The organism is Psychrobacter sp. AH5, assembly GCF_040371085.1.
Taxonomy (GTDB): Bacteria; Pseudomonadota; Gammaproteobacteria; order Pseudomonadales; family Moraxellaceae; genus Psychrobacter.
In genome coordinates, this window is record NZ_JAMBMT010000001.1 from 1,120,419 (window position 1) to 1,143,603 (window position 23,185).

17 protein-coding genes are annotated in these 23,185 nt (G+C 44.6%); 9 read left to right on the forward strand and 8 right to left on the reverse strand.

Translation table 11 applies throughout. From position 1 onward, the window contains the following. Window positions 1-114: 114 nt before the first annotated feature. The 3 genes from dnaG to M0N77_RS04760 form a co-directional block, all read right to left on the reverse strand. On the reverse strand, window positions 115-2,289 hold the full coding sequence (gene dnaG, locus M0N77_RS04750; RefSeq protein WP_353103993.1) for a DNA primase: 2,175 nt from the start codon (window positions 2,287-2,289) through the stop codon (window positions 115-117). Between the two features lie 161 nt (window positions 2,290-2,450). Further along, window positions 2,451-3,680, reverse strand: coding sequence for an outer membrane protein assembly factor BamD (locus M0N77_RS04755; RefSeq protein ID WP_353103995.1), 1,230 nt, complete (start codon window positions 3,678-3,680; stop codon window positions 2,451-2,453). Window positions 3,681-3,795: 115 nt separating this feature from the next. Continuing rightward, window positions 3,796-4,005 (reverse strand): hypothetical protein, encoded by a 210-nt coding sequence (locus M0N77_RS04760; RefSeq protein WP_353103996.1) that lies wholly within the window; start codon window positions 4,003-4,005, stop codon window positions 3,796-3,798. A 212-nt stretch (window positions 4,006-4,217) separates the two neighbouring features. Here M0N77_RS04760 and M0N77_RS04765 point away from each other — a divergent pair, with 212 nt between their 5' ends. From M0N77_RS04765 to M0N77_RS04790, 6 genes are all read left to right on the forward strand, one after another. Next, window positions 4,218-5,396 carry an RluA family pseudouridine synthase gene (locus M0N77_RS04765; protein ID WP_353103998.1) on the forward strand — a complete coding sequence of 393 codons (1,179 nt, stop codon included), beginning with the start codon at window positions 4,218-4,220 and terminating at the stop codon, window positions 5,394-5,396. Window positions 5,397-5,485: 89 nt separating this feature from the next. Further along, window positions 5,486-6,487 carry a polyphenol oxidase family protein gene (locus M0N77_RS04770; protein WP_353104000.1) on the forward strand — a complete coding sequence of 334 codons (1,002 nt, stop codon included), beginning with the start codon at window positions 5,486-5,488 and terminating at the stop codon, window positions 6,485-6,487. A gap of 41 nt (window positions 6,488-6,528) precedes the next feature. Then, entirely contained in the window at window positions 6,529-7,152 is a 624-nt protein-coding gene (locus tag M0N77_RS04775; protein ID WP_353104002.1) for a flavodoxin family protein, read from the forward strand. A gap of 812 nt (window positions 7,153-7,964) precedes the next feature. Then, the gene (locus M0N77_RS04780; protein ID WP_353104004.1) at window positions 7,965-9,401 is read left to right on the forward strand and encodes a cytochrome c; all 1,437 of its coding nucleotides are present in this window, start codon (window positions 7,965-7,967) and stop codon (window positions 9,399-9,401) included. 212 nt (window positions 9,402-9,613) lie between these two features. Beyond that, on the forward strand, window positions 9,614-11,212 hold the full coding sequence (locus M0N77_RS04785; RefSeq protein WP_353104006.1) for an NAD(P)/FAD-dependent oxidoreductase: 1,599 nt from the start codon (window positions 9,614-9,616) through the stop codon (window positions 11,210-11,212). A 35-nt stretch (window positions 11,213-11,247) separates the two neighbouring features. Beyond that, window positions 11,248-11,862 (forward strand): cytochrome c, encoded by a 615-nt coding sequence (locus M0N77_RS04790; RefSeq protein ID WP_353104008.1) that lies wholly within the window; start codon window positions 11,248-11,250, stop codon window positions 11,860-11,862. Between the two features lie 66 nt (window positions 11,863-11,928). Here M0N77_RS04790 and M0N77_RS04795 read toward each other — a convergent pair whose 3' ends face one another. The 4 genes from M0N77_RS04795 to tolQ all read right to left on the reverse strand — a co-directional run bounded on the left by M0N77_RS04795 (window position 11,929) and on the right by tolQ (window position 15,670). After that, window positions 11,929-13,236: a translocation protein TolB gene (locus M0N77_RS04795; RefSeq protein WP_353104009.1), complete on the reverse strand. Its 1,308-nt coding sequence runs from the start codon at window positions 13,234-13,236 to the stop codon at window positions 11,929-11,931. 159 nt (window positions 13,237-13,395) lie between these two features. Then, window positions 13,396-14,358: an energy transducer TonB gene (locus M0N77_RS04800; RefSeq protein WP_353104011.1), complete on the reverse strand. Its 963-nt coding sequence runs from the start codon at window positions 14,356-14,358 to the stop codon at window positions 13,396-13,398. Between the two features lie 137 nt (window positions 14,359-14,495). After that, window positions 14,496-14,951, reverse strand: a complete 456-nt coding sequence (gene tolR / locus M0N77_RS04805) for a protein TolR (protein WP_353104013.1) — start codon at window positions 14,949-14,951, stop codon at window positions 14,496-14,498. Then, window positions 14,948-15,670: a protein TolQ gene (gene tolQ / locus M0N77_RS04810; RefSeq protein WP_353104015.1), complete on the reverse strand. Its 723-nt coding sequence runs from the start codon at window positions 15,668-15,670 to the stop codon at window positions 14,948-14,950. Before tolQ ends, tolR begins: the two co-directional genes overlap by 4 nt. Before the next feature lie 546 nt (window positions 15,671-16,216). On the opposite strand from tolQ, the gene M0N77_RS04815 reads away from it, so the two are divergent. Further along, window positions 16,217-17,512 carry an NCS2 family permease gene (locus tag M0N77_RS04815; protein WP_353104017.1) on the forward strand — a complete coding sequence of 432 codons (1,296 nt, stop codon included), beginning with the start codon at window positions 16,217-16,219 and terminating at the stop codon, window positions 17,510-17,512. A gap of 78 nt (window positions 17,513-17,590) precedes the next feature. Here the strand turns inward: M0N77_RS04815 and M0N77_RS04820 are convergent, their stop codons facing one another. Then, window positions 17,591-18,472 carry an IS982 family transposase gene (locus M0N77_RS04820; protein ID WP_353103404.1) on the reverse strand — a complete coding sequence of 294 codons (882 nt, stop codon included), beginning with the start codon at window positions 18,470-18,472 and terminating at the stop codon, window positions 17,591-17,593. 662 nt (window positions 18,473-19,134) lie between these two features. Here M0N77_RS04820 and putA point away from each other — a divergent pair. Both putA and M0N77_RS04830 read left to right on the forward strand, forming a co-directional pair. Then, window positions 19,135-22,410 carry a bifunctional proline dehydrogenase/L-glutamate gamma-semialdehyde dehydrogenase PutA gene (gene putA / locus M0N77_RS04825; RefSeq protein WP_353104018.1) on the forward strand — a complete coding sequence of 1,092 codons (3,276 nt, stop codon included), beginning with the start codon at window positions 19,135-19,137 and terminating at the stop codon, window positions 22,408-22,410. An 11-nt stretch (window positions 22,411-22,421) separates the two neighbouring features. After that, window positions 22,422-23,114, forward strand: coding sequence for an aldehyde dehydrogenase family protein (locus M0N77_RS04830; protein WP_353104020.1), 693 nt, complete (start codon window positions 22,422-22,424; stop codon window positions 23,112-23,114). Window positions 23,115-23,185 lie beyond the last annotated feature (71 nt).

Consider the following 23,185-nt stretch of genomic DNA (forward strand, 5'->3'; position numbering starts at 1 on the left):
AGCGCTGATTTTAAATGCCTATTGGGCATAATCATAGATGATGGGGCCAGTAGCTATGATTTTAAAGGGCTTAGCTATTATAAATGTCATTTGCTCAAAATTTTTACTGCAAAATCAACTACTGATCATTTGTGCTGATTGCTCAGCCTGCTGCGCTCGTAGCCAGTCGCTTAAGCGCTGACTTTGCATGCGCACAATAGTCGCTTTGACATAATCAGGATTTTTAATCAGCTTTCTCATATGACGCTCTAATAGTTGACTGACTAAGTTCTCGATTAGCTCATCGACGCTTAAGATGTTTCTGGACATTAACGTTTTATAAAAGCTGCTCCAGTGACGACCTAAAGTCGCTTGATTTGTCGCATCAAGGTTTGAGAGTACAAAATGCGCTGCCGCGTTAGCATCTTTTGGTAGGTGCTTTGCACAGCGTTTAATGGTGCTAACCAGCTCCAGTAAGCCGCTATCTTGTAAGTCCTCCCAAACCACAGCGCGCGTAGCATCACTTGAGGCTTTTTGTTCAATATGGGCAGGCAGTTTTAAGTTATTGAGTCCCGCTTGTTGCCAAATAGCCTCGATAGGATCGTCTATTAACGCTTGCGGCTGAAACAAAAAGCATAGCTGCAACTGCTGGCTAATGGTCATCTCGCCATCAAAATCTAATAAGGCATCTTTGGCAGCCGCGTTCTGACTGCGCCTGCCGCCTAGCTTTTGATAAATATCATTGTTAAGCAGGTAACGAAAGCTACTGCCTTTAGGCAATAAAGTCGTTAGCGTTCGCACTTGTGACATCAGCTTAGCTTTGCCTTCAGCCAGGCTCATATCATAGCGCTCGCTTAGATAAGCAAAGATGTATTGCGATAAGGGCACAGCATTTTTGATCTGCTCGCGCATAGCATCGGCACCGTTACTTTTTATAAAAGTATCGGGATCATGATTATTAGGTAGCGTCAAAAACCTAAGCTCTTTGTCATCAGCGAGCACAGGCAGTGCTATCTCTAGCGTGCGCCAAGCGGCCTTTTGTCCAGCGCTATCTCCATCAAAGCTTAAGGTCAGAGTAGGATTTAAGGTGAGTAGCCGCGAGATTTGACTCTCATTGATAGCCGTGCCCATCGAGGCCACCGCGCCATAAATCCCTGCTTGATAAAGGGCGATGACATCCATGTAGCCTTCGACCACAAGCCAGCTATCGGCGCGCTGTTGCCGCGACTCATAATAGCCGTAGAGCACATGCTGCTTATGAAAGACGGGCGAGTCTGATGAGTTGATATATTTAGGTTTTACCTCATCATCGAGCGCGCGCCCGCCAAAACCTATCGTGCGTCCTTGATTGTCACGAATAGGGAAGATAATCCGATCGCGCAGTAGATCGTAATCGCGGCCTGAGTCTGATTGACGTACTAACCCTAGCGCCTTTAACCCTTCAATATCTTGCGGAAATTCATGCTCAAGGTGCTGCCAACCAAAAGGCGCGTAGCCTAAGCCAAAGGTTTCGATACTTTGTTCACTGACGCCGCGAGCACTAAAATAATGCTTGGCATGCGGATGAGTGGCCAAATTGCGCTGATAAAACTGCTGAATCTGCTCTAATAGCTCATACAAATTGCCTTCTTGCTCATTGACACTGTCATTGACACTGTCATTGGTATTAGCGCCAATACCAGCATGGTCTAGCGTCAGCGAATGCTCATCAGCGCTATGCCACTCAGGCGGCTGATTGTGATAGTCGCTAGCATGATAATCGGCGCTATAAGGTATAGCTGCTGGTAACTGGCCATAATGTTGATCATAAGCTTCAGGGCTATGGTAGGGGTCATAGTCAGTATAGTTAGCCTGACTATTATAATCACTGTAATAATCAGGCGGCGCTGAGTCTGATAAAGATGTCGATTGCGCTGCTGTTGAAGGCGGTTGTTTTGAAGGAGCTATTGTCGTTATTCGAGCGACAGGCGCCCGGGCTTTGGGTTTGCTGCGCTGATAGCTGACGTTTTTTTGCTCGTCTTTGGGAACTTCGATACCCGTTTGTTTGGACAGCTCATCGACTGCCTCCATAAACGTCAGATTTTCATAATCACGCAAAAAACTAATAGCGTTGCCGCCGACACTACAGCCAAAACAGTGATAGATGTTTTTTTGTGGATTAACATAAAAAGAGGGCGATTTTTCACCATGAAAAGGGCAGCAGCCCTTGTACTCGTTTCCGGCACGTTTAAGCGTAGTATGACGGCCAATAAGGCTAATCAAGTCAGCTTGGCTATTTAGTTGCTCGAGGATATGGTTTGGAATACTCATAAGGACAAATATTTTACCATAGACATCAAAAAATACTGACTTTTATTAAAAACAGCAAACGCAAATAAGGCCAACGATAGCGTTGACCTTATTACTATTCATCTGTGTTAATAATAGTGAAGTTGTGAGGCTAAAAACTAAGTGAATACTAATGGTATTAGCTATTGAGCTTCTTCTTCAACCACATCTGTATTAGCAGGCGCTAAGCGGATACGGTCGCGACCATCATCATTAGGCAAAGTGGTGCGGCGGGTAGGATTGACGTTCTGCGGATCGACAGAGGCTTCTCTAGCAGCGGCGCTGGCACTACCTTGACCTGAGACTTGTTCGGTCGAGCTTTCAGGCAACCCTAAACCGATATTGACACCGCGACTACGCTCAGTAGATAGGTTAGTCAAAGGAGCGTTTTGATTGCTTAATGCGGCTTGATTATTACTTGGTAATCTCAGCTGCGTAGCACTGCGGATGATTTGCTCTTTGGTCGCACCTGTATATTGACCGCTGGCTACAGAGGTATCGCTAATACCAGAGCGGCCCAGCTTACCAAAAGTGACTTTATTGAGCCAGTTGCGATCACGCTTAGTATTGAGCTTGACTTGTCCCTCTTTAGTGAGCCAATTTGGATAATTAATCTGTAGTAAGGTTTGATATTCTTGCGCCAAATCAGTAATACCCAATTGCTGATGAGCATACGCCAAAATAGCTAGCGCTTCAGGCACTGACTCACTTAGGGGATAGTACTGTACCACCCATTTAGCACGGTTGACGGCCGCGACATAGGCGGCGCGCTCAATGTACCAATTGGCCGCTGTCAGCTCACTTTGGGCAAACTGATTATAAATAAAAGTCATACGCTGAGCGGCATCAGGCGAGTATGGGCTACTAGGGTACTTATTAATAAGCTCTTGAAAATTAGCAAAAGCAATACGTAAATAAGAGGTATCGCGCTCAGCTTGGTTCATCTTAAATAGCTTTAGGCCTTCAGAGGAGCCTTCCATATTTGCCACGCCGCGCACATAATAAGCATAGCTAACTTGCGGGTTTGAAGGATAAAGGCGAATAAACTGTTCGGCGCTGGCCGCGGCTAGCTCATAGCTGCCGCTTTGATACTGCGCGTACATGAGATCAAGGAGCGCTTGCTCAGCATATTGGCCAGTAGGATAAAAGGTGCGCAAATTATTCAAATCTTCGATAGCTTGGTTATAGCGGCCTTTATCGATTTGAGTAATGGCATCACTATAATAAGCTTGTTCAGATTTTTCAGCCTTTTCGACGGCGTCTACATCTTTACCTGTGAGGTTCTTAAAAGTCTGGCAGCCGACTAAGCTTACACTTAGAGAAAGCAAGGTTATTGAAGATAATTTGATAAACGTGTTGCCTACAGGGCGCATACTTCTCTCCGCACAAAATACATAATAGCAGCGGCGCTATCATGCTAAATAATAGGTTAATGATAAAAGACAGTAGTAGCTCAACTCATAGGCTACCAGCAAAGTTCTGCCTACTTTATAGAATAATACAAGCTTCGTCTATTTTTTCAGGGTTTATTTTCGCAAGCGAAGCGGCTTTAGTTAAGATAGTGCGGCCAAATTGCAACCTTATTTTAGCATTGGGTATCAGCTTGGCACAGCTACTGCGACAGTTTAGCATGAGCGGCGCTAATGGGCGATAATGAATACGGCGGCAATCGCCAAATATACAGTAAATTACCGCCATGTTATAGTTCTGAGAGTTAGCCAAAGGGCACTAAATAACACAATAACGGCTAGATAACTTAGCGAGGCGTTACGGCTCGAGCAGTTGCCATGCTACAATATGGCAATTATTTAACGGGCATTTTGGCTTGATAGTCTATAAACTTAGCTGTCAGATCACTGCCTACATTTTAAAAAGCTCACTATGGTGACTTTACAACTACTGAAACCGCTATGACTAATAATGCTACAAGCACAGATAAACCTTTAAGTATTGCTCAGACTTCAAATCAAAAAACGCTTGATAATCAAGTATCGTTGACAGACTTTGATGCTGAATCAGTTCACTTTAATGATCAAGATTATGATGACATTGACGCTAACTATAATGATGACGATGATGTTGATGATGAGCAAATAGATGGCGATTATGAGCAGCAGCAAAAAGGCCAACCGATACCAGAAGTCATCGATGTGACACACACCGTGAGCGAAGATGAGTCAGGGTTACGCATTGATAAGCTTGCCTCACAAGTGTTTACTGATTTTTCGCGTGGACAGCTACAAGGTTGGATCGGCGATGGTAGCTTGTTATGTAATGATAAAGTAGAGAAGCCTAAATATCGCTGCAAAACAGGCGATGTGCTACAGCTATCAACGACGCTAGAGCAGCATAGTGAAGATCAGCCAGAAAACATCGCGATCGAAGTGGTATACGAGGATGACGCGGTATTAGTCATTAATAAGCCTGTTGGCATGGTGGTGCATCCTGGAGCTGGCAATCAAACAGGTACGCTAGTCAATGCGCTACTTTATCATTATCCGCAGCAGCATCATCTACCGCGCGCAGGTCTTGTGCACCGAATTGATAAAGAGACCTCAGGGCTGTTACTGATTGGCAAGACTAAGCCGGCACAAATGGCATTAATGGAGCAGCTCAAAGATAAGAGCGTCTATCGTCACTATCAATGCGTGGTGGCAGGGGACAAAGCTAGTCTTATGCGTCACCGCCGTATCGATGCGCCAATCGGTCGCCACCGCAATCAGCGTACTAAGATGACAGTGATGACGGCCGGACGTGAAGCGGTTACTCATTTATTAGAGATAACGCCTTTAAATGATAATTACTGCCTGTTAGATGTCGGTCTTGAGACTGGTCGCACCCATCAAATACGCGTGCATTTGAGTCATATCAGCTATCCGATAGTAGGCGACCGTGTCTATGGGGGACGCCGGCAACTGCGTGCAGGCCTTAGCGAGCAGCAGCGCCAAGCCATTAGTAATTTTCCGCGTCAAGCTTTACATGCTTATACTTTGGGTTTTGTGCATCCAACGACTGGCGAGGATATCGAGGTTACCACGCCATTACCCGATGATATGCAGCAGCTCATAGCTGTCTTAAAGGATGATTAGCATCAACTGATAATTAGTTATCACTTAAATAATTATCAATAGTGATCACCACTTTTTTAGCCAACTCAAACCTATGTGAAGCGCGAAATATGACGGACAAGTCCAGCACGCTAGATAATCTGCCAATGCAATTAATCGCTCAGCTTGATAAGGTCGCTGTTTTTCAAACCAAAGCTTTTGCTACTAATGAGGCTAAGCCTTTGGTCAAAAATCAGCAATCACAAAAAGCTCTGGCAAGCTATGGCGAGCTTAATCTAGGTTTACATGTTAATGACGATAGCAAGCAGGTATTGAGCAACCGTATGCGTCTTCTTAGCGCCATTAATAGTCAGTTAAGCTTAAAACATCAATCGACGATTGCTAGTTTGCACTGGGTCAATCAAGTCCATGGTAACCACATTCACATTATAGATACTAAGAGCGCTTGCCTAAATATGCAGCCTTTGAATGCTGATGCTATGGTCAGTCAGCACGGCAATGTCGGTCTGGCGATTATGACCGCAGATTGTGTGCCAATCGCTCTTTATCAGCCAGCGACCGGTCAAATAGCAGCGATTCATGCAGGTTGGCAAGGACTAGCCTGCGGAGTTATCAAAGCGACTTTCGAGCGTTTTGATAGCAGTAAGCCTATCATGGCTTGGATAGGAGCTTGTATCAGTCAAGCCAACTATGAAGTAGATCGTCAGCTGCTAGATAAACTGCGAGCAGGCTGCACTGACAATAAGTTATTAGACGTATCAACGCTCAAAGATTTTGAGCTATTGTTTAGCAGACCATCATCTGTTGAGATTAAGCTGGATGATGGCCGCAATAATGAGAATAAAATCAATAGTGATGATTTATATAAGAGTATTGATAAATTATCAAATTGCGCTACTCTAAGCACAGATAAAGTATATGCAGACAAAGTTAAGCTTAACTTACCAAAGCTTGCTGCGGCTCAGTTGAATAGCTTAGCTATTAGGGTGGCAAATGATGCTGCTATTGATTGTAGCTATGAGAATTCTAGCTATTATTCTTATCGCCGCCAGACCCATTTGCAGCAACCTGCTACCGGCCGCATGGCTTTGGTTATCGTCCGCAGTCGCTAGATAACTCTATTACCTATTACAAACCTATTATTAGAGCATATATGACTACACCTATATCTTCTGTATCTAAAGCTGCTGATGCCAGTACTACTGATAAAACCTCTAATCTCTCCATAGCGGTGATTTATCATAGTAATTATGGTCACACCAAACGCGTCGCCCAAGCCATAGTAACTGGCGCGCGTCAACAGCTTGCTGACTCGCAAGTTAAAGCCGTTGATGTTCACAAGGTGGATTGGGATTTTTTGGATCAGGCTGATTTATTGGTATTTGGTAGCGCCGTTTATATGGGCAGTGTCACCGCTGGTTTTAAAACCTTTATGGATGAGACCTCAAAGCGTTGGTATAACCGCGTATGGGAAGGCAAATGGGCAGCCGCTTTTGCCAATTCTGGTGGACTAAGCGGTGATAAGCTAGCAGTGCTGCAACAAATTAATCTCTACTGCATGCAGCACGGCATGAATTGGATCGGCTTGCCTTTGATGCCTACCGGTCATGGCGATGATGACCTAAACCGTTTATCGAGCTTCTTGGGTTTGATGACGCAGTCAATTGACGGCCCTCCGGAGGAGACGCCTGGTAAAGGCGATATGGATACCGCGGTTTGGTTCGGCAATCATTTAGCAAAAACCATCATCAAGCATCAACCCATTAGCGAAAAATAGCCCAACTATTACACTCAAATTATTCTTAAGCAAGTCATGAATAGCTAAGTAATTAACAGCAAGTCATAAAGCCTTGGCGATAAGCAAAAGGGCAGATATCTAATAAATATCTGCCCTTTTGCTTTTTTATTCTGAAGTTAAATCAAGCTAAGTGTTTGGGTTTTTGTGTTTAAGTAAAACTAGTCAATTAGAGCAGGCCAATTATTTTTGCACGTTATAAGCAATTACCGGAATAGGACTGGCACCAAATTGCAGAGATTGACAACCACTTTGTAGTATCGTCAATAAAAACAGCCCACTAATAGTAAGAGCTTGTAAAGCTGGTTTTCTTATAGAGCTTATAGCCTTTAGCAAAGGAGTGGTTTTCAATGTAGTGCTCTCAAAACAGTTAAGCTTTTTATGATAATAGCAATGACAGGAAATAGCGACAAGATAAGTCTAATTATAACTGATGCTAAGGGTTGCTATTGATATTATTTAGGTTGCTAATAAATCAATTTATTTGTATAGACTTCAACAATATAAATGTAGTGGCGTTTTTGTAAAGTATTTAGACGAATAAGTTAATAAACTAGCAATAATTTAGAAATAATATAAGTTGTTCTTATAGGCCAATCCACAAATAAGTCGCTAAGCGATGAAAATGCTTAACAAATCAATAAGACTAAATAGTAATCGTTGAACCATAAAAGCGTTTAAGTGTTAAACAGACCTGAATCTACTCAATTTTTAATACTTTTATAAAAAATAGTTAATAAAGATTATGCAAAACAATTAGCTAAAAATTAAGCTGCTAGCTTTAAGAGGATACTATGAAGCCACTTTATCTGATGTTATCGATGTTCGCTATCGGTCTTACTTCTACCGCCGCCTTAGCTGAAACCGCGAGTCTATCTGAGGCGGCAGCTCTACCTAATGTAAGCCCAGCTAACAGTGAGCTGGTCAATCGCGGCGCTTATGTCGCTCGTGCTGCTGATTGTATGGCCTGTCATAGAGAGGATTATTCTGGCGGCGTCGCTATTGAGACTCCAATGGGTGATATCTATGCGACCAATATCACCCCCTCTAAGCGCTATGGTATCGGTAATTATACCGAAAACGATCTAAAAAAAGCGCTGCGTAAAGGCCGTGCTCCAGATCATATGATTTATCCTGCCATGCCGTATCCATCTTATCATGGGATGAAAGATGAAGATATCAGCGCGCTTTTTGCTTATTTGCAAACAGTACCAGCCATCGATGAAGAGCCTGAGAATAAGACAGATTTACCGTTTCCTTTTAATATTCGTAGTTTGATATTTTTTTGGAACATCATAAACTTGCCTGCTTATGAAACCCGTGACGATTTAAATCCAGTCCAACAACGCGGCGAATATCTAGTCAATAATCTTGAGCACTGCGGCACTTGTCATACCCCGCGCGATAGTACTATGGGCGCTGATAACAGTAAGTACTTATCAGGGGCGCAGCTCGGTAATTGGTACGCGCCTAACATCACCCCCGATAAGTCAAGCGGCATTGGCAGCTGGAGTGAGAACGATATCGTCACCTATCTGCATACCGGCGAGCTTGATCAGCGCGCTTACGCAGGCGGGCCTATGGGCGAAGCGGTGGCGCATAGTACTCGCTATTTGACCGATGAAGATTTGGGCGCGATTGCTTCTTATCTAAAAGTAGTCCCCGCCATTGAGACACAAGATACCATTACAGAAGTAGACACTGCAAGCCTTCCGGCTCCCATTAATGCGTCTATTACTCATGATTTACTTGCGCAAGATGATTATCTGACCCAAGCAAAAGCTGGTGTGGATAGTAATTCGCCAGAAGGGCTTTATCTTAACGTCTGTGCTAGCTGTCATGGGGTCAATGGTTACGCTCAGCCTGATGCTGGTTACGCGCCTATTGTCGGTCTAAGTAGTATGCGCCGTAAAAATCCGGATACGTTGATCAATGTCATCGCTCATGGCGTAAAAGGCGCGACTAATATTAGACCTAATATGCCAGGATTCTCAGAGGAGTTAAGCTCTGAGCAGATTGCTGCTATCACTAACTATGTACGCGTCAAGTTCGGTGGACTTCAAACGAGTGAAGTCAGTGCTGCGGATGTCGACAGTGCTATGGTCGTAGGATCACAAAAGCCTTTTTTAATTAAGTATGCAGGGGTGTTAGCCATAATCGGTATTTTGGTCGCGCTTATGGTACTTTATTTTATTATCAGAGCGGTGCTACGGTCGCGTCGTCGCCCTTAGAGCGCAAACTAGTAGATAAATTAAACCGCAAATTTGTATAAAATATCGCTGCGGCAGCGCTAGTAGAAGCGTTTAAATGATAAATAATAACCGATTATAAGACTGATTCACCAATATTTAGAGTAATGATCAAGTAGTAAGCCTTGCAAAGATAAGAGTTTATTATAAAGCGGAGGCGCTACTTTTGAGGGTCATACCATAAGGACACTATTATGAAAGATATGCTTCAATCACCCACGCGGCGTCAACTGCTCTCTATGATTGGTAAAACGGCTGGTGCTACTGCCATGTACCAAGCTATGACGACCTTAGGGTTTGCCTCTGAGTCCACTTTTAAGGAAGAGTTGAACCTGACAGGAGCACCTCCTGGCGCCAGTATTATTATCCTTGGCGCAGGGCTTGCAGGCTTGACCGCCGCTTATGAGCTGCGTAAAGCCGGTTATAAAGTTAAGGTTTTGGAGTATCAAAATCGCGGTGGTGGTCGTAGCTGGACGCTTAATAGCGGCGATAAATATACTGAGCTTGGTGGAGAGCAGGTTACGTGTGATTTTGAAGAGGGCAACTACTTTAATGGTGGGCCTTGGCGTCTACCAAGTCATCATTATGCTGTATTTCATTACTGCAAAAAGTTTGGCGTAAAACTTGAGCCATTCATTCAAACCAATAATAGAGCGTATTTACATCGTACTAATCATTTCAATGGCGTACCGCAGCGCTTAGGCGACGTCCGTAGTGATGTGCAAGGCTATGTTTCAGAGCTCCTAGCTAAGTCGGTTAATGTTGGTGGCCTTGATCGCTCAGTAAATACTGAGGATAAAGAGAAGTTATTAGAAGGGTTAAAAGGCTGGGGCGTATTAGATAAAGATTATCGCTATGTCACAAGCCATGCCACTAGTAAGGTTCGTGGTTATAGTGTCTATCCTGGTGGTGGCCTGATGCCTAACCCTCAACCCTCCGATGTCCTACCGATGAGTGAGCTATTGCAATCTGGGGTCTGGTCGGATCTGTATACCAACTTTGATGTCTACGTGCATCATCCTACTATGTTTCAGCCAGTCGGCGGTATGGGCAAAATTGGCGATGCTTTCACTCGTGAATGTAACGATATGATTACTTTAAATGCCAAAGTCACCAAAATTCACCAAGATGAGAGCGGCGTGACCGTTGATTATGTCGATAGTAACAATCCTAATGGCGGCACCAAAACTGAGCGCGCCGATTGGTGTATTTGTACTATACCGCTGACCGTATTGACGCAAATGGACATCAACGTCTCAAAGCCAATGAAAGAGGCAATGTCAGCAGTACCTTATGATACCTCGTTTAAAGTTGGTCTTGAGTTCAAGCGCCGTTTTTGGGAAGAGGATGAATGGATCTATGGCGGGGTAACTTATACTGATATGCCTAACGTACAGATTGCTTATCCTTCAGAGAATATGTTTACCACAGGATCAGGGGTGTTGCTAGGAGGCTACGGTTATGGGCCAACCTCTTATAAGTTCAATGCTTTAACCCCGCAGCAGCGTATTGATGCTGCTCTAGCTTACGGCAAACATATTCATCCGCAGTATCCAAAAGAGTTTAGGACAGGTACCTCTGTTGTTTGGCACCGTATCCCATGGACACTAGGCTGCTATGGTATTTGGAGTGAATCGAGCCGTGAGAAATACTACGATACTTTATGTCAGATCGATAATAGAATTGTACTAGCCGGCGAGCACTGCTCAAATATTCCAGCTTGGCAAGAAGGGGCTATACTATCTGGCTTAGACACCGCCAATCGATTACATAAAAGAGCGAAGGCTGTTTAGCCAGCTGTCATAGATAAATAGATTAAGAGGCAACTATGAAATATTTTAATGGTTCACTATTGACAGCGGCTATCACCATTGCTTTGCTGTCTGGCTGCTCTACCAATCATCAGGCTGAAACGCTAGCAGAGCCAACAGCAGTAGAGTCGGCAGATGATTTTGATTTTGAGGCTGGGCGTAATAATGGCGCATGGGGCGCTGTATATATGAGCCCAGAGGAGCTAGCGAAACCTCAGGTTGATATCGTCAGCTACGCTGGTATTCCTGCTATGGCTGAGGATCCTGAAGTACAAAAATGGAATCAGGTGTTTGGAGAGAGTAATGGCTATCATAGCACCGATGGCCGCGAGCTCTATCATCGTTCTTGCGCGGCTTGTCATATGCATGATGGTAAAGGTGCCTACGGAGCAGGCTATTATCCGCCACTCGCGGATAACAGTAAAATGGCTTCTAAGTTTTATACGATAGGCATTTTGATAAATGGCCTACGCGGTATGCCATCGTTTCATATGATGATGAATGATGAGCAAATGGCGGCGGTGACTCAATATATTATGAGAGATTTAAATGGTCTAGAGGCAACGGTTACCGCCGAAGATGTGGCACAGATAAGACATGACAATCCTCCTGGCTACGATCCTAATGAATAGCCTCTATGTTATGACAAAAATCGCCTGATACTATCAAGCGATTTTTTAGTTTTAGTATACTTCCGCTTATTTAGGACTAGCTGACCAAACCGGTGAGCGTATCACGCCTTGAGCGGATTTACCAAAAGCCTCGCCGCCACTTAATGACTTAATCGTCAACACCCCTTTGCCGCCTTGAGTAGAAGCATAGACCACGCGCTTGCCATTAGGCGAGAAGCTTGGTGCTTCATCAATTCCGGTGTTGCCTAAATTGGCAGTGACCGCGCCGCCGCTATTCATAATGGCAGCCGAGCGCCCATTTAAAAAGGCAATTTGGCTGCCATCACTACTGAACTGCGGACTAGTAGCATAGCTGCTATTGGACACTTTAGTAATGCGTCCTGAACCAAACTCATAGCGATAAATCTGCGGCTTATTAAACCCAGCTTTATCAGAGACAAAGACAAAAGACTGACCATCAGGTGCGTAGCTTGGCTGCACCTCACTACTAGGCCAATTAGTAAGTTTACGCAAATTACCACCATTTGTACTCATCTCGTAGATGTCAGAGCTGCCCTCAAAGCTACTAGAGAATAGTATCTTACTACCATCTGGCGAGAACGCGGGACTTAGATTGCTCCCTTTATAGTTGGCGATGACGCTAGCACCGCCGCCGCTAACGTTTTGAATATAAATCACTGGATAGGATTTCTCGCGTTGTACTGAGTAAGCGATGCGATTGCCATCTGGTGACCAAGCAGGAGAAAAGATAGAGCCTTGCACTTCAGTGATGGTTTTGGCGTTTTCACCATCGGCATCCATTACTCTTAAGCGTGAGGTTTTATTCTTACCCACACCAGTCTCTTCAATATAGGCAATGCGCCCAGAAAAATCACCTGGAGTACCGGTAATCAGCTCATAGATTTTATCAGCAATAACGTGACCGGCATAACGCAGACTTTGTGCATTATTATCAGCGCTTAGGCTCTGCTTACCTTGTATCACACGGCCGGTTTTAACCTCGATAACTTCATACTCTGTCACCACTTTGCCGCGATCGCTACGGGTACTACCGACCACTAAGTAGGGAATAGCTAGATTTTGCCAGACAGGTAGAGTGCCTGCCAACTCGCTACTGCTACGAGGCTGCTGCGGCAGACCTTGAGTTGTGACCTTAAGTTCGGTTCGGTTCAAATCGTTAGCAATAACAGAGGACAATACACTGTCGCCAGCAAAAGGCACTAAAGCGACCTGGTTTTGTTGTCGCGGCGCGACTACCGTGACGTCGATCTCCATCGGTGCTGCTGTTGCAGAGTAAATAGGAGTGAGCAGTAACGGCGTCAGTAATAACGACGCTGATGTTAGGCTTAAAACAGAAGAGGATAATAATTTCATAAGTAAATACCTTAGCTTAGGGTATGTTCAACATTCACAAGAAGGCACTGCTGTTAAAGCAAATGGCTATATTCTATAAAGATTTAATTCTTATAATCAAGGAGGTATCGCCTTTAGCTTTATCTGTATTCATTCGTACAGCGCTTAAGATATCATGAGCTATTGAACCACCACATTAATAGTTAATTCACTATATTTTGCCGGATTGTTTAGATCAATAGGTAAGGGACTAGCAGCGAGCGCGGCATCTTCTGCCGCTTTATTGACCGCCTCGTTACTGCCACTGGCTCTAGCGGATAATACATTGCCTCGACTGTCTAATCTGAGAGCTATTCTAGCGCTCATACCTTGCGTTTCAATGGGCGCTCTTAGATTGCGTTGAATTTTGTCAGCGATCCCCTTTTTATAGTCGCCAGTGGAGCGGGATGAGCCACTACTGCTAGCTGAGCTACCGCCCGTTACTACCGATTGCCCATCTGACAAATCAAAGGTTTTAGCGCTCCCTGAGCTGCCTGTCTCTATCTCGATACTTCGATCCGTACTGCTTGGACGCTTAACTTTGGGAGTAGTTGTACTGTTTTGTTTATGGCGAAACTCTCGCAGCCGCTCGCGCTCTTCGTTGATCTCTTCACGCTTATTTTGTTCGACCTGTTCGAGGCGCTCATTGGCTGAGCTGTCCAGCTGCGCTGCTAATTCTGCCATATTACGCTCATAGGCGGCCGCTTGCTCAGCCAATCGCTGCTGCTGATCTTGGCTCATAAGAATAGAGTCATCAGCGGCATCATCAGAGCGCATAAATACTGGCACGCTTTGCGAATTTGATTCAGCGGGAGCAGGGCTGTCATTACTAGTAGCACTAGCAAACGTTTCGGCGGAAGAGGCGCTAGCTGTTGCGGCCGCTGCGGCGCGATTAGCCATGATCTGCCCTTGTAGTTCAGCTAATTGCTCTGGTGACACCATGGTAGTCTCAAGCGCACCAACCGTTTCGATAGTAGGCTGCTGATAAGTATAGATCAGTAGTCCAATCACTATACCGTGCGCCAGCAAGCTCAAAAACAAAGGCAGGCTTCGCCCGTTGCTCTCAGGTTCAGTCGGAATATAGACGGTAGGCAGATTATTCATTAGTATTATTCATCAGCTTAGCAGAGTATAAAATCTGATTAGCAAGTTTTTGAGTAGTGGACTATAAGTAATGACTAAAGTAATTATAACCCTAGGATAATTATAAAGTACTAGACTTGTCGATATAAAGTATAAGCTTATGGTGTCACCGGTAAAGGCGGACCTGTAAGCAACCCTACCTTTTGAATACCAGCTTGCTGCAAGTTGGCCATTAGCGCCACAATAGCGCCGTACTGATTGTTTTGATCGGCATTGATCATAATCTGTAAAGGCTGCCCCGTTTCAGCATTGCTTTGTATTTGTAGATTAGACAAGGTATCAATCAGCTCAGGCTCGCTAACAGGCACGTCCATATTATTCTCATAACTAATGAAAATCTCGCCATTATCAGTGAGTGAGACGATGACGGGCAACTGGTTTTGGCTCATGCTAGCCGCTTGCTCTTTTGGTAAATCGACCTCCACACCAGTGGTGAGCATAGGCGCGGTTACCATAAAGATGACGAGCAGTACTAGCATGACATCGATATAAGGTACGACGTTCATCTCGCTGTTGAGCGTGGTTTTTTTGCGGCTAAAAGGACTTGGCTTCATAGCGGATTGCTCTGACTTATCTGCGTGCCGCGAGAGGCATTGGTTTGGCTCTCCGTGCTAGTTTCTCGCTGAAGCATGCCGGTCATCTCATCACAAAATAACGCTCGCGACTCATATAACTGCGCTGATTTGGCGGTAAAATGGTTATAAGCAAGTACCGCTGGTATCGCAGCAAACAAGCCCATAGCTGTCGCTATCAACGCTTCAGCGATACCAGGCGCGACTGAGGCAAGAGTCGCCTGCTCGGTTTGTGATAAGCCCAAAAAGGCATTCATAATACCCCAAACCGTACCAAATAGACCGACATAAGGCGCCACTGAGCCTATGCTGGCAAGCGTAGTCAGTCCGGACTCTAACAACTGCTGCTGTCGTCCCAAACCTACCCGTAGCTTGCGCTCAACGCCATCGATAATATCTTCTTTGGGTTGGCGCTTTTTATGCATTCTTAGATATTCAGAAAAACCTACATAAAATATCTGCTCCAAGCCTTGGCGATCAGGAGAGCCTTGTACCCCTTGATAGAGCTTAGCAAGATCTTCTCCTGACCAAAACCAAGTCTCAAACTGCCGATCATAGCTTTTGGCGCTACCCAAACGCGAGCTGAGACGAAAGATAACCATCCAGCTTAGTAAAGAGGCTAATAATAATAACGCCATGACTATCTGAACGAGCAAACTAGCTTGGGTAATAAGGTCAATAATGTTTAGAGATTCAGGCATCTAATGGACTCACGATAACAATAATGGCTAGTAGCAGGGTGCTAGGCCACGAGGTATTAAAATCATTGGTTTAATAATCATTAAGCGACCTTCTTGCAAATTAAGCTACCAATTATTTATGGGGCTACGGTATGAGCGCAAGAAAGTCATATTAACTCGTTAGTGTACTGTTAAATACCAAAAAGGTCATTTATTAATATGTCAAATAATTATAAATGAGCTAAAAACTACCTATAAATAAAAGTTTCCCGTGGAGAACTTGTTACTATTTGGGTAAAATTTAGACCTATTGGTCTCTATAAAGATAGCTAGCTGGTAGTTATAAAGGAGAATAGGACGCTAGGTTCTACTTTAAACGCTAGCTAAGGATTGAATTTATGTGCTAGTTTATCTAGAATGTAACGCTTTGTTAAAAATATTTTATCCATTTTGTTCAGCGTCGCAATACTCTTGCTGGCGTCCTTTATTTTTAGTCTTCTCATTTAGATATCAGCGTAGAGAAGTCTAAATATCTATCCTTTCACCAGCATATTGAGCGCAATACTTATGAATGCAATTGAACGATATTTTGGGATTAATGGTGAAAATACCACCATAAAGACAGAACTACTGGCCGGTCTGACCACCTTTTTGACCATGGCTTATATTATCTTTGTCAACCCGAACGTCTTAGCAGATGCGGGTATGGATAAAGGCGCGGTCTTTGTCGCCACTTGTCTAGCCGCCGCCCTAGGCTGTTTTATTATGGGACTGTACGCCCGCTTGCCGGTCGCTCAGGCTCCTGGTATGGGTCTTAATGCCTTTTTTACCTACGGCGTTGTATTAGGTATGGGCTACACTTGGCAAATCGCTCTTGGCGCGGTGTTTTTATCAGGCTGTATCTTTGTCCTGCTAAGTCTATTTAAAATACGTGAAGTCATTATCAACTCTATTCCCGTCTCGCTCAAGCAAGGCGTGGTAGCAGGTATCGGCGCGTTTTTGGCTTTTATTGCGCTGCAAAGCTCTGGCGTTATCGTCAATAATGACGCCACCTTGGTAGGCTTAGGTGATATGACTACCTTCTCACCGGCGATGGCGGCGTTAGGGTTTATTGTCATTATTGCATTAGCCTACAAAAAAGTACCAGGAGCGGTGACTATAGGGATCTTGTTAGTTGCTTTGATTAGTTTGCTAACTGGTAATACTCAATTTACAGGCATCATGTCAGCGCCGCCGCCTATAGCACCGACCTTTATGCAATTGGATATCGCAGGCGCACTAAATGTCAGTATGATCAGTGTCATCTTTGCTTTTTTGTTTGTGGATTTATTTGATACCGCAGGGACTTTGATTGCGACTACTAGTCAGGCAGGTTTAGTGGGTAAAGATGGCAAGATTCCAAATATGGGCAAAGCGCTATTAGCGGACTCAACAGCGACTGTAGCGGGTACTTTTTTGGGAACCTCATCGACGACTAGTTATATTGAGAGCGTCTCAGGTATCGCCGCCGGTGGCCGTACCGGACTGGTAGCGGTGACCGTAGGGGTGCTGTTTTTATTAAGTACTTTTTTTGCGCCCCTTGCTAGTATGATTCCAGCTTATGCAACCGCTGGCGCTATCTTTTATGTCGCTGTATTGATGCTTGGCACCCTAAAAGAGGTAGAGTGGTTTGACTTGACAGAAGCGGCGCCAGTAGTAGTAGTGTTACTGTTCACTCCGCTGACTTATTCTATTGCCGATGGTATCGCGCTTGGATTTATCACTTATACCGCTGCTAAAGCGCTAACGGGTAAATTTGCTGATATTAGTATCGCTGTTTGGATATTGACTATTGTATTATTAGCGAAAATTATATTTGTCTAAAATCTCATTATCAGCTTTATTAAATCTTAACCCTTGCTACCGCTACTTTTTATTGAGTATAGATAGTGAACCCCACTCTCAACTTGAAATAAGCAAATCAAACTGAAGAGGCGGATTACCAAGTTTTTTGTTGAGTACAAAGCACAGATTGTGTGACAGGATTTTACGAATCAATCGATGAGACAAATGCCATAAATCTCTTGCTCGTACCTTTTGTATATTAAATCGTTCTGATAACTGACCAATGACTGTTTCAACGATACGGCGGGCTTTCATTAGCCGCCTTACCACAGGTTTGGGTCTATCTTCTTTCATATTAGCTCTGAGTGGCGTTTGTAAATCTACTCCTTGAGCGTCGTAGTACGATGTCAGACTCGGGCTGATATACCCTTTATCAGCGCCAAGTAGCCCATGAATATGAGTGGTGATTTCTGGGGCAACCGCTCTTTCATCAACATTGGCAGGAGCAAAGGTAAAGCCTTTAATCATGCCCGATAAGTTAACAAGCAAATGGCCTTCAAAGCCATAGTACCTCTCTTGCTTAGCGGCACAGTAGCTAAAAGCTGCTAAGTCTTGATAATTCTTATGCCGATAAGCGCGTCCATAATGACAGACGGGTATCGGAAAGCCATCCATAAAATGAATGTTGTCACGGCCTTCAATTTGACTGACGTTATCTTGTATCTGCTGTTTGACTTGCCACAGATTGGCGCAGTGCTTTGCGAAGTTAGGGTATGAGCCGATGGCTGGAAACCAGTCTTGCCAATGCTGGGTAAAGTATTGCCAAATTTGTTTGTCTTGATCTAGGTGTAAAAATTCACCGACCATCTCCATGCAAATAACCTCAGGATCACTTAGCTTTGGCGCGTAACCTGCACTTCGCAAGGGTTTGGTGACGACTATTTTGTAATATTGCTCTACCATTAAATAGATATTGATGATAAATTCGTCTATGGACATCTCACAACTCCATTGTATTCTTGGTCGAAAACAATAGATTAGTGAGGTGCTCTTCTTTTTTCAATCACTTTCGAAGTTGAGAGTGGGGTATAGTGAGGGTTTTTTTATATAAGCTATGTATTTGTTTTTAAAACAGTTACCTGTCAAAATAAATATCAGATATGGATAGTTTGCGCTTTTCTTTCATGATAATATGAGCAGGTTAAGCGCATCACCTCAAGCAACGCCGTAGAGGTTTTTCTTACAGTGAATTTGCAGTATCCTAATAACACTCCTTTCACTACCGACAAGAAGAAGGCACTAATGCCGCTTAACGTTATTTTGCCTTTGTATTGTTAACGTAGTCCGTTTAATATGCGACGATCTACTTAACCTTATCTAGCTTTTGCTGGATAGGCTCGTTTTGTAATAGCGCTGTCTGATCTTTTATAACTTAGCCTTTATCTGTATCCAATAGCTATGTGGATTGTCTAGTTTATGGGTTTATAAATAGTGCCCAAAAGTCGCGGCAATCATAGATAATTATTGATATATGAGTCCTAGCGATTAAGTATTAGGTGACAACACCCATAGCGATAAAAAGCACAGTTTTATAAAGATTTAGACACTCTATTTATCATGGTTTTTAGACGATAATTATAATCAATAATTATGGAGTTGGTATGCACCCAATAGATCAGTTCACCCCTCAAGAGCCAATATTATTTAAGCCTACAGACCTGCTTAATCCTGACTATCTTACTCAATCAAGCGATGAGCTATTTGCGCGCATATCGCCGTTATATAGTGTCGATGAGAGTCGTTGGTTATCAGAGTTATTGCCGCTAGCTAAGCCTACCGATGCAGAACGTGAGGCGGCTAGTGAGCAGACGCGAAAGCTTGTTGAGTATGTACGCAGTGATGGCAAAGCGGTAAAAATGGTAGATTCTTTGCTGCTAGAGTATAGCTTAGATACCCAAGAAGGTATTTTGCTAATGAGCTTGGCAGAAGCTTTAATTCGCGTGCCTGATAACTATACCGCCGACGCGCTTATCCGTGACAAGATGAGTGTCGCTGATTGGAAAAAGCATCTAAAAGATGATAATGGTATGATGGTTAACGCCTCGACTTGGGGTCTGATGATGACCGGCCGCGTCGTTAGTATTGATAGTAGTACGACGGCGTCAGGATTTTTGGATCGGATGACCAAAAAGATGGGCGAGCCGATGATTCGCGCCGCCATGCAAAAAGCCATGCGCATTATGGGTCATCAATTTGTACTTGGCGAGACAATTGAAGAGGCTAGCCGCAATAGCCAGTCTTATCGTAATAAAGGCTACACTTACTCATTTGATATGCTCGGTGAGGCGGCCATTACTAATAAAGATGCCGAAAAATACTTTAATGATTATCTGCATGCAATTAAGGCGACCGCTAGTATCAAAGTCAAAGAGGGCATGCCAAAACCATCGGTCTCTATCAAATTATCAGCGCTACACCCGCGTTATGAAGCCACGCAAGAAGCACAGGTGCTAGGTCTACTGCGTCAGCGCTGCTTACTGCTTATTGAGGCGGCGCGCGAAGTCAATGTTGATCTTAGTATTGATGCCGAAGAAGCCGATCGCTTAGAGATCTCATTAAAACTATTTGAGTCTTTATACCGAGATGCGACCACTGCTGGCTGGGATGGGTTAGGCCTAGTCGTGCAAGGTTATTCAAAACGCGCTATCGCTATTTTTGCCTGGCTGGCTCGCCTAGCAACAGAGGTGGGAGACCGTATTCCACTGCGTTTGGTAAAAGGCGCTTATTGGGATACTGAGATCAAAATGGCCCAGCAAACAGGGCTGTCGGGTTATCCGGTATGGACGCGCAAAGAAGGCACTGACACCGCCTATCTCGCTTGTGCGCGCTTCTTGTTATCCGATCATCTGCGCGGCCTTATTTGGCCACAGTTTGCGACTCATAACGCCCATACTTTAGCGACGGTTATGACCATGAGCGAGCATCGCGACTTTGAATTTCAGCGTTTGCATGGCATGGGTGATGCGCTTTATGATCATATCCTGCAAACTTACCAGATTCCAGTGCGTATCTACGCACCCGTCGGCGCGCACAAAGACTTGCTACCGTATCTAGTGCGCCGTTTGTTAGAAAATGGCGCTAATAGCTCGTTTGTGCATCAATTATTAGACAAGTCTTATCCTATCGATAAGCTGACCGTGCATCCGTATGACAAGCTGGTGGCTAATGAGCAGCTGTATAATCCGGAGATACCGTTGCCATTAGAGATTTATGGCGATCGCAAAGCAAGCTACGGCCCTAACATCTTTGTCGAGTCGCAGTGGCAGCCTTTTAATAAGGCGATTGCAGCGCAGCGTAAACGAACTTGGTCAGCAACTTCCATTATTAATGGTCAAGCTATCCATGAGTACCCTAAGGATGGCAACAGCGAGCAGCTTGAGAGCCAAAGCATTCGTGCGCCATGGAATCATGACATCATCGCAGGCGAAGTCAAATACGCCAATGCTGATATTGCCAGCCAAGCCATTCTTGGCGCTGTGGCAGCTCAAGAGGCTTGGCAAGCGGTTCCGGCGGCTGATCGCGCTCAAATGCTGCGCAAAATAGCAGACTTGTATGAAGAGAACTACGCAGAGTTGATGGCTTTATGCCAGATCGAGGCGGGTAAAACCATGCAAGATGGTATTGATGAGATCAAAGAAGCGGTTGATTTTTGTCGTTTTTATGCTGACGAAGCAGAGCGCTTAGCGGCCGAGGTACAAGAGTTTAGTGACTTATCCGGTAAGAGCATTCGCCAAACTTATCAGCCACGCGGTACTTTTGTTTGTATTAGCCCATGGAACTTTCCACTAGCTATTTATACCGGACAAATTGTGGCAGCGCTAGCGGCTGGCAATACCGTAGTGGCTAAGCCTGCTGAGCAGACCAGCTTAATTGCGCATTTTGCTATACAGCTTATGTATCAAGCCGGCGTGCCAGCTAAAGCACTGCAATTTGTCGTTGGAGCTGGTGAAGTAGGAGCGGCGTTAACGGCATCAGAACATATTGCTGGGGTAATCTTTACCGGCTCAACGCAAACCGCTCAGCGCATCAATCAAAGCTTAAATAGCCATGCACTAGCGAGCGGCGAGCTGCCTGTCTTGATTGCCGAAACAGGTGGTCAAAACGCGATGATCGTTGACTCAACCGCATTGCCTGAGCAAGTGGTTACCGATGCGGTATTATCCGCTTTTGGCTCAGCCGGTCAGCGCTGTTCAGCGTGCCGTATTCTTTGTGTACAAGAAGAAGTGGCGGACGGTATTATCGAATTACTCCAAGGTCATATGGCAGAGCTCAATGTAGGCAATCCTACCTTGGTCTCAACTGATGTCGGTCCGGTTATCGACAGCGATGCCAAAAAAGGACTAGAGGCGCATATTGAACGCATGCAGTCGGAGGCAACCGCGACTATTTTGGTTCAAACACCCATGAGTGCTAGCTCAGCGGTCAGTGCTGAGCAAGCGACTTTTGTACTACCGACAGCGATTGAAGTGAGTAGTATCGATGTCATTGGCGGTGAGCATTTTGGCCCGATATTACATGTGCTGCGTTATAAAGCCCGCGATCTTGACAAGTTGATTGATGCTATCAACGGCACAGGGTTTGGTCTGACTTTAGGTATTCATAGCCGTATCGAAAATGTTGCTGAGCATATCGAGCGCCGCGTAGTGGTCGGTAATACTTATGTGAACCGTAATCAAATTGGTGCGGTTGTTAACGTCCAGCCTTTTGGTGGTACTGGTCTATCTGGCACCGGTCCAAAAGCTGGGGGACCACATTACGTGGCTCGTTTGATGAAGCTTAGCACTGATACTAGTAACCAAACTATAAACAAGTTAGCTAAGGGACAAATCACTAGCGCGCCCCAAGCTCAATCCACTACACAAACACAACTGGCATAAGGAGCAGCAACATGGCCAATGAATTCAAAAAAAATCATGCTGAGGTTTGTGAAGCTTGGCGATTACTAGGCGCTGTTAAGCGCTCGGCATATTTGCAAGCAGCTATCCCTAAGCTTGCTTTATTGACAGGCGATGCCAATAAAGCAAGGCGTTTGTTCCAGCATTTATTAAGCGCTGCTCCAAAGCTTGATGAGGTGCAGCGGATGACGGGTGCCACTGGCGAATCTAATGATTTGTACGTGACAGCTCGCGGTAAAACCATGGTCATCGGCGCTGAATCAGCTCGTGCTATGGCAGTATTAGGACAGCTTATCGCCGCTTTATTGACCGGTAATGAGGTGATACTGCATTGCCCAAGTCAGGTGGATATGTGTGAGGAAGCGGCTAAGATACTTTATAATGCGGGCATCAGTGATGACGTGCTTAGTGTCGCTAATGATTCGCAAACCATCACCTTATTATATATGGAGCGCTTAGCACAGGTGGCTGTCGCTGGTAGTCCTAGTGAGGTGCAGTCTATAAGTCAAGAGCTTGCCAATACTGATGGTATCTTGACGCAAGTGATTGCAGTGACTGATATGGTGGATTTTACTGAGATGCTAAGCATTGATTATCTTTATCGCTTTGTCACTGAGCGGGTAATCACTATAAATACTACTGCTATCGGTGGTAATGCCAGCTTACTGGAGCTAGGTACTAGCTAAGCGTTTGCAAGATAAAATTTATAAGTTTTGATACTCTAGCCTGTGTTTATTTATCTATTCTTTTGATAAAT

Bases quoted from the DNA above. Each gene is read 5' to 3' on its own strand.
- dnaG (WP_353103993.1), bottom strand. From the start codon at position 2,289: ATGAGTATTCCAAACCATATCCTCGAGCAACTAAATAGCCAAGCTGAC.
- M0N77_RS04755 (WP_353103995.1), bottom strand. From the start codon at position 3,680: ATGCGCCCTGTAGGCAACACGTTTATCAAATTATCTTCAATAACCTTG.
- M0N77_RS04760 (WP_353103996.1), bottom strand. From the start codon at position 4,005: ATGGCGGTAATTTACTGTATATTTGGCGATTGCCGCCGTATTCATTAT.
- M0N77_RS04765 (WP_353103998.1), top strand. From the start codon at position 4,218: ATGACTAATAATGCTACAAGCACAGATAAACCTTTAAGTATTGCTCAG.
- M0N77_RS04770 (WP_353104000.1), top strand. From the start codon at position 5,486: ATGACGGACAAGTCCAGCACGCTAGATAATCTGCCAATGCAATTAATC.
- M0N77_RS04775 (WP_353104002.1), top strand. From the start codon at position 6,529: ATGACTACACCTATATCTTCTGTATCTAAAGCTGCTGATGCCAGTACT.
- M0N77_RS04780 (WP_353104004.1), top strand. From the start codon at position 7,965: ATGAAGCCACTTTATCTGATGTTATCGATGTTCGCTATCGGTCTTACT.
- M0N77_RS04785 (WP_353104006.1), top strand. From the start codon at position 9,614: ATGAAAGATATGCTTCAATCACCCACGCGGCGTCAACTGCTCTCTATG.
- M0N77_RS04790 (WP_353104008.1), top strand. From the start codon at position 11,248: ATGAAATATTTTAATGGTTCACTATTGACAGCGGCTATCACCATTGCT.
- M0N77_RS04795 (WP_353104009.1), bottom strand. From the start codon at position 13,236: ATGAAATTATTATCCTCTTCTGTTTTAAGCCTAACATCAGCGTCGTTA.
- M0N77_RS04800 (WP_353104011.1), bottom strand. From the start codon at position 14,358: ATGAATAATCTGCCTACCGTCTATATTCCGACTGAACCTGAGAGCAAC.
- tolR (WP_353104013.1), bottom strand. From the start codon at position 14,951: ATGAAGCCAAGTCCTTTTAGCCGCAAAAAAACCACGCTCAACAGCGAG.
- tolQ (WP_353104015.1), bottom strand. From the start codon at position 15,670: ATGCCTGAATCTCTAAACATTATTGACCTTATTACCCAAGCTAGTTTG.
- M0N77_RS04815 (WP_353104017.1), top strand. From the start codon at position 16,217: ATGAATGCAATTGAACGATATTTTGGGATTAATGGTGAAAATACCACC.
- M0N77_RS04820 (WP_353103404.1), bottom strand. From the start codon at position 18,472: ATGTCCATAGACGAATTTATCATCAATATCTATTTAATGGTAGAGCAA.
- putA (WP_353104018.1), top strand. From the start codon at position 19,135: ATGCACCCAATAGATCAGTTCACCCCTCAAGAGCCAATATTATTTAAG.
- M0N77_RS04830 (WP_353104020.1), top strand. From the start codon at position 22,422: ATGGCCAATGAATTCAAAAAAAATCATGCTGAGGTTTGTGAAGCTTGG.